This is a genomic window from Bacillus sp. SIMBA_008 (genome assembly GCF_046535495.1).
Classification (GTDB): domain Bacteria; phylum Bacillota; class Bacilli; order Bacillales; family Bacillaceae; genus Bacillus; species Bacillus subtilis.
Genome location: NZ_JAWRWL010001265.1, coordinates 1 through 236, shown reverse-complemented (window position 1 = coordinate 236; position 236 = coordinate 1). Strand labels below are relative to the sequence as shown.

1 protein-coding gene is annotated in these 236 nt (G+C 31.8%); it reads right to left on the bottom strand.

Features of this window, described 5'->3' with window-relative positions; all coding sequences use genetic code 11:
• Positions 1-236 (bottom strand): transposase (locus SB658_RS27490; protein ID WP_410603731.1); only part of this gene is annotated, 236 nt, incomplete at both ends.

The following is a 236-nucleotide window of genomic DNA, read 5'->3' as shown; positions in this document are numbered from 1 at the left end:
CTTATATTTTCAAATTTGCGTGATAAAGAGCGTTGTTCACGTTTTAACCGTTTTTCTATCTTTTTTACTTTTACTGTTTTATTTATATTTTTATGAGTTTTTCCATCGCTACGTACAGCGAAATCCTTCAGCCCTAAATCAATCCCTAAACCTACTTTATTCAGCATTGGTTTTACCCTTATTTCTGCTCTTTCACAAAGTACAGATACAAAATATCTTCCTGCTCTTTGATATAC